The sequence below is a fragment of the Bacteroidota bacterium genome, assembly GCA_039714315.1.
GTDB lineage: Bacteria > Bacteroidota > Bacteroidia > Flavobacteriales > JADGDT01 > JADGDT01.
Genome location: JBDLJM010000140.1, coordinates 1 through 8,156 on the forward strand (window position 1 = coordinate 1; position 8,156 = coordinate 8,156).

The 8,156-nt window shown below is 33.8% G+C and carries 7 protein-coding genes; 1 reads left to right on the forward strand and 6 read right to left on the reverse strand.

All coding sequences use genetic code 11. The features are described 5' to 3' along the window. From ABFR62_11740 to ABFR62_11750, 3 genes are all read right to left on the reverse strand, one after another. The coding region (locus ABFR62_11740) for a sugar phosphate nucleotidyltransferase (GenBank protein ID MEN8139092.1) at positions 1-683 on the reverse strand (683 nt) is incomplete at its 3' end. A 22-nt stretch (positions 684-705) separates the two neighbouring features. Next, entirely contained in the window at positions 706-2,190 is a 1,485-nt protein-coding gene (locus ABFR62_11745; protein MEN8139093.1) for an RNase adapter RapZ, read from the reverse strand. Beyond that, positions 2,160-2,792 (reverse strand): ATP-binding protein, encoded by a 633-nt coding sequence (locus ABFR62_11750; GenBank protein ID MEN8139094.1) that lies wholly within the window; start codon positions 2,790-2,792, stop codon positions 2,160-2,162. The genes ABFR62_11745 and ABFR62_11750 overlap by 31 nt, the downstream gene beginning before the upstream one ends. Before the next feature lie 322 nt (positions 2,793-3,114). On the opposite strand from ABFR62_11750, the gene speD reads away from it, so the two are divergent. Beyond that, complete coding sequence (speD, locus tag ABFR62_11755) at positions 3,115-3,471, forward strand: adenosylmethionine decarboxylase (protein MEN8139095.1); 357 nt, start codon at positions 3,115-3,117, stop codon at positions 3,469-3,471. A 190-nt stretch (positions 3,472-3,661) separates the two neighbouring features. Here speD and ABFR62_11760 read toward each other — a convergent pair whose 3' ends face one another. The 3 genes from ABFR62_11760 to ABFR62_11770 are packed head-to-tail and all read right to left on the reverse strand — an operon-like array spanning position 3,662 to position 8,020. Beyond that, positions 3,662-4,933 carry a cation:proton antiporter gene (locus ABFR62_11760; GenBank protein ID MEN8139096.1) on the reverse strand — a complete coding sequence of 424 codons (1,272 nt, stop codon included), beginning with the start codon at positions 4,931-4,933 and terminating at the stop codon, positions 3,662-3,664. 3 nt (positions 4,934-4,936) lie between these two features. Next, on the reverse strand, positions 4,937-5,638 hold the full coding sequence (locus ABFR62_11765) for a hypothetical protein (GenBank protein ID MEN8139097.1): 702 nt from the start codon (positions 5,636-5,638) through the stop codon (positions 4,937-4,939). A gap of 9 nt (positions 5,639-5,647) precedes the next feature. Next, positions 5,648-8,020, reverse strand: coding sequence for a hypothetical protein (locus tag ABFR62_11770; protein ID MEN8139098.1), 2,373 nt, complete (start codon positions 8,018-8,020; stop codon positions 5,648-5,650). Positions 8,021-8,156: the final 136 nt, after the last annotated feature.

Sequence of the window (8,156 nt, forward strand, 5' to 3'; positions counted from 1 at the left end):
TTCGAACCGATGTCAAACCAATAATTGCTATTAGTTATCTGGTTTTTTATCACCAATGTTTTTGAAATTTCTAAGTAGTGAGGTACAAGCGAAAACTTACCCTCTTTTGGCAAAAGGTCGAATATTTCAGTGTTTACAACATGAACCGCTGCAAAAGGCATTGCTGTAAAATTATCAGTTTTATTGCTCCATTTATACTCGCCCGTTGTAAGATTTCTCCACCCGCATAAATTATTTTTTTCGTTCCAAATAAATTCGCGTGTCGATTTTCGGGGGAAAGAAGCCAGTGTTACTATTGCATCATTGCTAATGTGTTCTTCCCAAAGTTCAGATATGTCAATGTCGGTTAATATGTCGCCGTTGTATACCAGGATATTTCCTTCGTCAAAATACTTTTTGGCATAAACCAATCCTCCTCCGGTTTCAAGAACATCCTTCTCGTATGACAGAATAATTTCTGCATCGAAATGTTTGCTGTTGATGAAACTCTCAATTTTTTCGGCAAAATAATGGGTGTTGATTACTATTTTTTTGAAGTCGTGGTCTGTCAGCTTTAAGATAATTCTTTCCAGCATTGACACACCGTCAACTTCTACCAGAACTTTTGGAATATTGTCAGTAAGAGGTTTTAAACGTGTGCCGAGTCCTGCAGCAAATATTATAGCTTGCTTTTTATCTTTCATTGTATGTAGTCTGCTATCCGGATTATTTGAAATTATTAATCAGGATGTTTTGCTCAATATGGTGAATCTTGACTTTAAGATTAAATTTATCTTTTAAATGTCTCGCCAAATGTTCAGCACTGTAAACCGATCTGTGTCGACCTCCGGTACAGCCAAAGTTTACCATCAGGTGGGTGAAATCTCTGTCAATATATCTTTCCACAGCTCTGTCAACAAGAGTGTAAACAGAATCCAAATGTATTTTCATATCAATTTCTTTATCCAGGAAATCGATCACAGGCTTATCCCTGCCGGTAAGTTCTTTGTATTCCTCATATCTGCCCGGATTGTGAATCCACCTGCAGTCAAAAACATATCCTCCGCCATTACCCGATGTGTCCTGAGGAATTCCTTTTTTGTATGAAAAACTTGTAATAGTTACGTTTAAAACGTCCGATTTAGCAATGTTTAACAGTTTTTTCGATGTCGTAATTTTCTCAAGGGCGGCGATTAAATTAGGTATCTCAATTTCGATCTTGTTATTGTCGAGGATCCACTTTAGGTTTTTAATGGCAAATGGAATACTCTTAAGGAAATGAGATTTTTTTTCATAAAAGCCTCTAAATCCATAAGCGCCCATTGCCTGCATAATTCTTATCAAAACAAAAGGGTAAAACTGTTGTTTGAATAAGTCTGCATCAACATCGAAATATTGCTTAGCGTTACTTATGTATGTGTCTATAAGTTCTTCTCTGAGTTCCTGGGGAATATTTGCCTTTGCATCATATAACAGCGAAGCCAAATCGTATTGCAAAGCACCTCTTCTGCCTCCCTGATAATCTATAAACCAGGGTTCATCATCAACGATCATAATGTTTCTGGTCTGAAAATCTCTGAATAAAAAGTAGTTAGAATCTACTTTGCTGAGGAAATTTATCAGAGTTGAAAAATCATTTTCCAGTTTTTGCTCATCAAATTCTATTCCGGCTAATTTCAGAAAGTAATATTTGAAATAACTCAGATCCCAATGCATCGATTGTTTGTCGAAAGCTTCCCTCGGGTAGGCTAGATCGTAATCTAAACCTTTATGAGCCTTATATTGAAATTCAGGTAATTTTTTTACAACTTTTTCAATGTTCGTTTTTAAAGTGTCACGGAAATTATCTTCGTTTTTGTTTTTTTCCAGAAGCGAGAATAGAGTTTCATCTCCAAGGTCTTCCTGCAGATAAATATTATATTTCAAATTTTCCTTATATATCTCCGGTACCCTTAAGCCTTGTTTTTTGAAGTGTTTACTGAATTCCAGAAAGGCTACGTTTTCTTTATAATCACTATTGAAAGCACCTATGGCGCTCTTGCCGTTGCGTTTAAGTCTGTAATATTCTCTACTCGACCCCGATTGCGGGAGTTTGTTTATTGTAACTGCTTTTTCGCCTGCCCATTCTTCAAACAAACTGTTCAATAACTGTTCTTTATCTGTAAATTGTTGTTCGCTCATTACTGTATTTCTGTTGAGTTGAAAATCCATTTATTGTTGATGAAATCGATTTTCAGTAGTTCAAAATTAATTAAATCGGCGAGAATCCATTCTGTTTTGAATTTAGATACTCCTGAAATGGAAATAATATCTTCTAATTCCAATTCGTGATTCTCATTTATATAACTGAGTATTTTTTTCTCAGTTTCGGTAAATTTAAAAGTTTTACTCTTTTTCTTTTTAGTCGACTTTAAAGCCTTAAATAGTACTGAATGCATCGGTACAACTTCATCCCGTATTCTGGAGTAGGCTGTTTTATTTTTGTCGATATCAATTGCAAAATATGGCTTGTTTTTTCCTTCAGAAACAATAATTTCCAGTACATTCTTACCTTCTATTTGCCATTCTGCATAATCTATGTCCAGTTTTGGAAAACAATATTCATCGGCAGCAAACTCAATCATATGCTTTTCCTCCTGCATCCTGCATCCTTTAATTCGGCCATTGTCTTTTACTCCTATTAGTAAGCGTCCGCCATCAGTATTTGCAAATGCCGATAAGGTTTTTGCAATCTTTCGCATATCGGTAATTGCATACTTAAAATCAAGCTGCTGATGTTCTCCCTCTGCTATTAATTTGAGAATGTGATGCATATTGCAATGATAATAATATTTAAAGATAATATCGGCAACTGAAAGAGTATAATTTTATTTTTTTGGCCGGCTTTACGGTCTTTCCATTATAGTTTTGTCCGGCAAATTGTTTTCGAACTAATTTCAAAAAGGGTCTTCCTTAAATAAGTAAGCTCTTTTTGTAAAAGTCTCAAAGCAATTGCCGGCCAAAAGCTGTCATTTCAATACCTGCCGGAAGTTGTGTTTGTCGAAGATATTTTTTCTATCTAATTAATTAATACTGTAAATTATTACTGATATTTGTGCACCTTGTTATTAAGGTTAACATTCAAAGCGATTAAGCATGAATTCACTGGGAGAACATATATTAATAGAACTGTACAATTGTAATTCTGAACTGATAGACAATTCAGATGAGCTTGAAAAGGTAATGCTTGAAGCTGCTGAGGTAGCCAACGCAACAGTTGTAAAATCGGTTTTTCATAATTTTTCTCCCCAGGGAGTAACAGGAGTTGTAGTAGTAGAGGAGAGTCACTTTGCTATACATACATGGCCGGAGCATGCATATGCAGCTGTTGATTTGTTTACCTGTTCCGAAGATATGGACTACAATGCAGCTTATGACTTCCTAAAAGAAAAGCTTAATGCCGGACACACTTCATCATCCGTGATATTAAGAGGGAAGAAAGAATTTTTATAGAAGGGTTTTTATGTAAAATCCGGATATATTTTTTAAAATATAATTTTATGTTTCGCTTACACCAGTCTTGCTGGCAGGTGTTATCCAGATAATCATTCCGGTTTGTAAATAAATGAGGCTGTCAAAAATTGAAAAACACATCATTTCAGCTTTCGAGGAGCTTCTCGGTTCATTCTCTGTATCCTAACTTCTATTGTTCTTTTATATCTTCGATTGATGGAACCTTATATTTTGCAGTACCTATTTTGTTCGACTCGGCTATGCCTATATACTTACCGGCTCTTTTCTTATCATAGATCATAGCTGCAGTCATAATTAAACTTGTTCCCAGAATAACAAATAACAGTACCCCGGGTTCAAAACCTTCTGTTTGAGCCTGTTCGGGAATGGCATAAAACAATAATACTGTTATTAATCCACGGGGGGCGATAAAGAGCTGAGGAATAATGTCCTTTCCCAAAAATATTCTGAGCAGTACAAATCTTATAAGATAAATAGATAGAATAATAAGCAGGCTAATCAGGGCGACGTTGACATCCCACAGCGATTGAACAACTATTGTGATACCGAATATTACAAAGAAGAATGTCCTCACTACAAATGCTGTTTCTCGTGTAAGTATATGTAATTCGTTATATATCTGATGAGCTTTTTCGTAATACAGATATTTTGAGAGTTTACCGCTGAAAAACAATTTCATATTTGCAATAACAAGTCCGAAAATCAATATTATTATCAGTGATGACAGGTGCATCTTTTTACCAAGAGAATAAAGCAATAATAAAATTGCGATCAATAAAAACAGTTTGGCCTGTGTTTTTATCTTTTGAAATATGAAAATGATAATATAACTGGCTGCCAGGGAAATTATCAAAGTTATTAATATGCTCCAGCTAAATGCCAGAAAAGTATCGTCTTTGGCGGAACCTATTTTGTCAGCTAAATAATAGAACATTATAATTCCTAAAATGTCCGAAAATGTACTCTCATATATATGAAATTCTCTCTTGTCTTCTACAAGTTCCTTAACACTCGGAATTATGATAGCACTGGAAAGGATAGATAAAGGCGTGGCGTACAGCCATGCAGAGATGGTTGTCATATCGGGAATAAAAAACATTAATATATGGGCGGCTACCCATGCAGAAGCTAACAGTCCGATTAAGGCTATTGCCAGAGCTTTAATAATAGGTAGAATTTTTTCCTTCTTTAATTCCAATTCTAATGCTGCCTCAAGTACAATCATTATCAGTCCTACAATGCCTAGTACTTCAAGGATAGGGAAGAAGTTAAGTTCTTTTTCTGCGAAATATTTAATAAAGTACTGCAATCCTATACCGAGAATTATCAGCATCAGAACCGATGGAATATTAGTTCTCTTTGCAATTCCGTTAAAGATAAACGACAGTATTATAATTAATGATGTTCCTATAATTACGTTGTATGAAGAAAGTATTTCCATAAACTATATGTTTTGAACACTTTGGATTGTGTCTATATTATTCTGTTTTAGATATTCCATTATCGTATGTAAACTTATTCCTTTTTCAAGTGTGAATTCCAGTTTCTGATAATCGTTGTGATTTGATTTTTTTATTATTGGCTTGTATTTACTGCTGATTAATGGATTTTCGAACAGAAGATCCAGTAACTTCTCCTTACCTACATCCATTTTAATAAAAAGCGACTGTTTTAATATGTCTTTATCCCACTGGTTTACAAATAATCCGTTTTTCTCGATAAAAGAATAACTTATATATTGTTTTCCTTCCTGCATATTTAAGAGCAGACCAAAGTTATTGATCTTTTCAACTTCTCCTTCAAATTTACCGGTGATAATGATTGTTCCAGTTTCAATAAGGTTGTTGCTTCTCAAAATTAAACCACTAACATAATTTTTTATTTCATTGTAAAAAAGGGCCGATATGAGCAGTATGACCAATCCGTTCCAGATAAAATTTTGGACGATGAAAGATATGCCAAGTAAAAGTACTGCAAAAGGGATGTACCATAAAGTGGTCAGTACTATTGCCCTCTTGATGAAAGCCGAAATACGTCTTCCTGAATCCGTGAGTAAATATTTCTTTAGCAGTCTTAATATCAGAAATATTAATACCAGTATTATTAATAATGTGAAAAAATAACTCCAGTCAAAAATTACTTCCATACAAAATTTTTAATGAATTAACTTATTGTCTCTTAGAATATACTGAATTTCATTCAATATAACAGGATTGATTTCCAGTTTACCGGCTTTATTTCTCTGGAGTACCTTGTTGTTGATCATTCGCTTTAATGCAGGGTTAAATTTAGTCTCGAATTTATCCGCGGTTACATTTTTGAGGCTTAATTCCGAAATCCGTTTATACAGAAGTGTTTGTTTCAAAATAATTAGCTCATCCTTTGAAAAATAATTTATAAACCTGGTTTTATCTTTACTGTATACTACTTTGTTGTTTTCCATGTTGTTAGTGCTGTATGCCCAGGCTCGTAAAGTAAGCCCTATATTCCAATTGTTTTTTACAGCAAGTTTTTTGATGATTTGTTGTTTTACTCTATCCGAAATTATTTTCAGTTCTTCAGATACCAGTTCCTTGTGCAATGTGCCATGTCTGAGGAATATAGCTTTAGTTATCTCGTCACTGTTGCTTTTGTTTAGATCAATTATTTGTGTAAATATTTTTTTTAACCCGAATCGGTCATTTAGTTTTTCTATCATCGCACCCGTTGATCCTATCACAATAAAAATATTTTCCGACTCAGATTCGACAAATTTTAGCAGGGCCCTAATATTTTCAGAGAAACTGTGTTCACTGTCGTGCCAGAGTTCCGGATCGTCAATTATCAGAATTGGCCGGGTACTTTTTTTGTTATTGTTTTTTACATATTCAAGGGCTTCTTTCAGGTCATATGTTGTTGAGAATTTTCTGCCGTCTATGGTAGCGGTTTTATTTGGTTTAAGGTCAACTATGTTTTTTTTGAAATATTTATTCGAAACATATTTTAAAAATGTACTTTTTCCTGATAAGCGGTCACCTGTAACAATTACCGAACTGTGAAAATTGTTTTTCCACCTGTTGTATTCTTTTTTAAACTGATGTTCCTGTATTGCCCTTGGCACGAGAAATAAGTCGCCGATAAAGAACCTGCTCAGAAAGAGCATATCGTAATGTTCTCCTGATTTTCTGTCCATCCTGTGAGCTATGCAGTTTGCTGAACTTTCAGCTTTTGAATACTCGTCAATGATTTCAGGCCCTAATTTGTCAAGATATTGTGACTTTAAGTCCAGATATATGTTTTTTATCCTGTTGAAAGCAGGTGAGCGTCTGAAATTGATAGTTGCCTGTATAGGGATGCTTAAAAAAGGTCTTGATTTATACAGATTTGATGCAAGAAGCTCATCCTTAAGATTTTTGTATATAGAGTCTGTTATCTCCCGCGATTTTATTTTGATCTCATTAATTTCACTCTTTAACCGAGATAAGGAAGCGGTGATATTTTCTATGTGTTCAATCTCCTCAAGTGATTTTACCAGTTTTATTCTGTTTTTAAGGTTTAACAGCGAAAACTGGTACTTGTTTTTTATTTCTTCCTCAAGGTTGATCAGGTCAACAAAATCGGGGAATATCTGGTAATCGAACCATTTTGTTACAGATTTGTTTAGATCTATCTCCCTGATATTAATAATTCCCCTGTTGCTGTTGATGGGAACTTTAACTGTTCCAAGAAGCGAAATCCGGTTCGATATATCTTCTGAAAAACTGTCCAGATTATTTACCGTTTTCAGTTCCTGTTGGTGCTGTTTGTCTATAAACGAAATCAGGCTGTCTGTATTTCCTGAGTTTATCAAATTAAGTATCTCATCTACGTTGATGATTAACGAAGTATAAAGTGAATTATTTCCTTTCTTAATAACATCGGTTATATTGGAGATACTTTCAAAATTATTACTTACTTCACGTAATCTATTATTTGATTCGGATATTGATTCAAACTGGTTAATAAGTTCAAGGAACTGATTTTTATATACATTCCATGGGTTTTGATACAGTCTTATTTTGTTATGTATCACTTGTTTGTATTTGCGGGTGTTGTATAGTCTTAACTTATGTGAACTTATCCTCTTACTGAAGGCATTAATGGTTTCGGTTAAAAAAAGTTTTGTTTCTGATAAGTATTCACCCGTTTTAGTGTTGTTAGTTTGATTTTCAATTTCAAAAATATCGGCTTTAGAAAGCTCTATATGAACATTCCTTAGAACGATTATCAGGTTTTTAACATCTTCAGAAATAATATAGTTTATAAAATAATAATATAAAATATTGGTTTTCGGTGTTATCTCAGCTAATTCTTTCTGAGCAATATCAGAATGGCTTATAAAAAGGTTTATGAAATCCGTAAAATTTTTTACGATGCAATTTTCCAGTTCTTGCTGATTTTCAACCGTGCTAACTTTGTCACAAAATTCTTCCAGTTTATTTTCAATTTTATCCATCGAAAAAAAATCTTCAGAAATATTATCAATATTATTTGTAGACGATAAATCCATCAGATATATCCATTTTTGTTTTGTCGGGTTTCTAAATATAGTAATAATCTAAATTAATGATAATATTTAGACAAAAGTAATAATACGGGTATATTGGATAAAAAATGTAGGAAGCAGGTTCGAAAAGTAATACCAA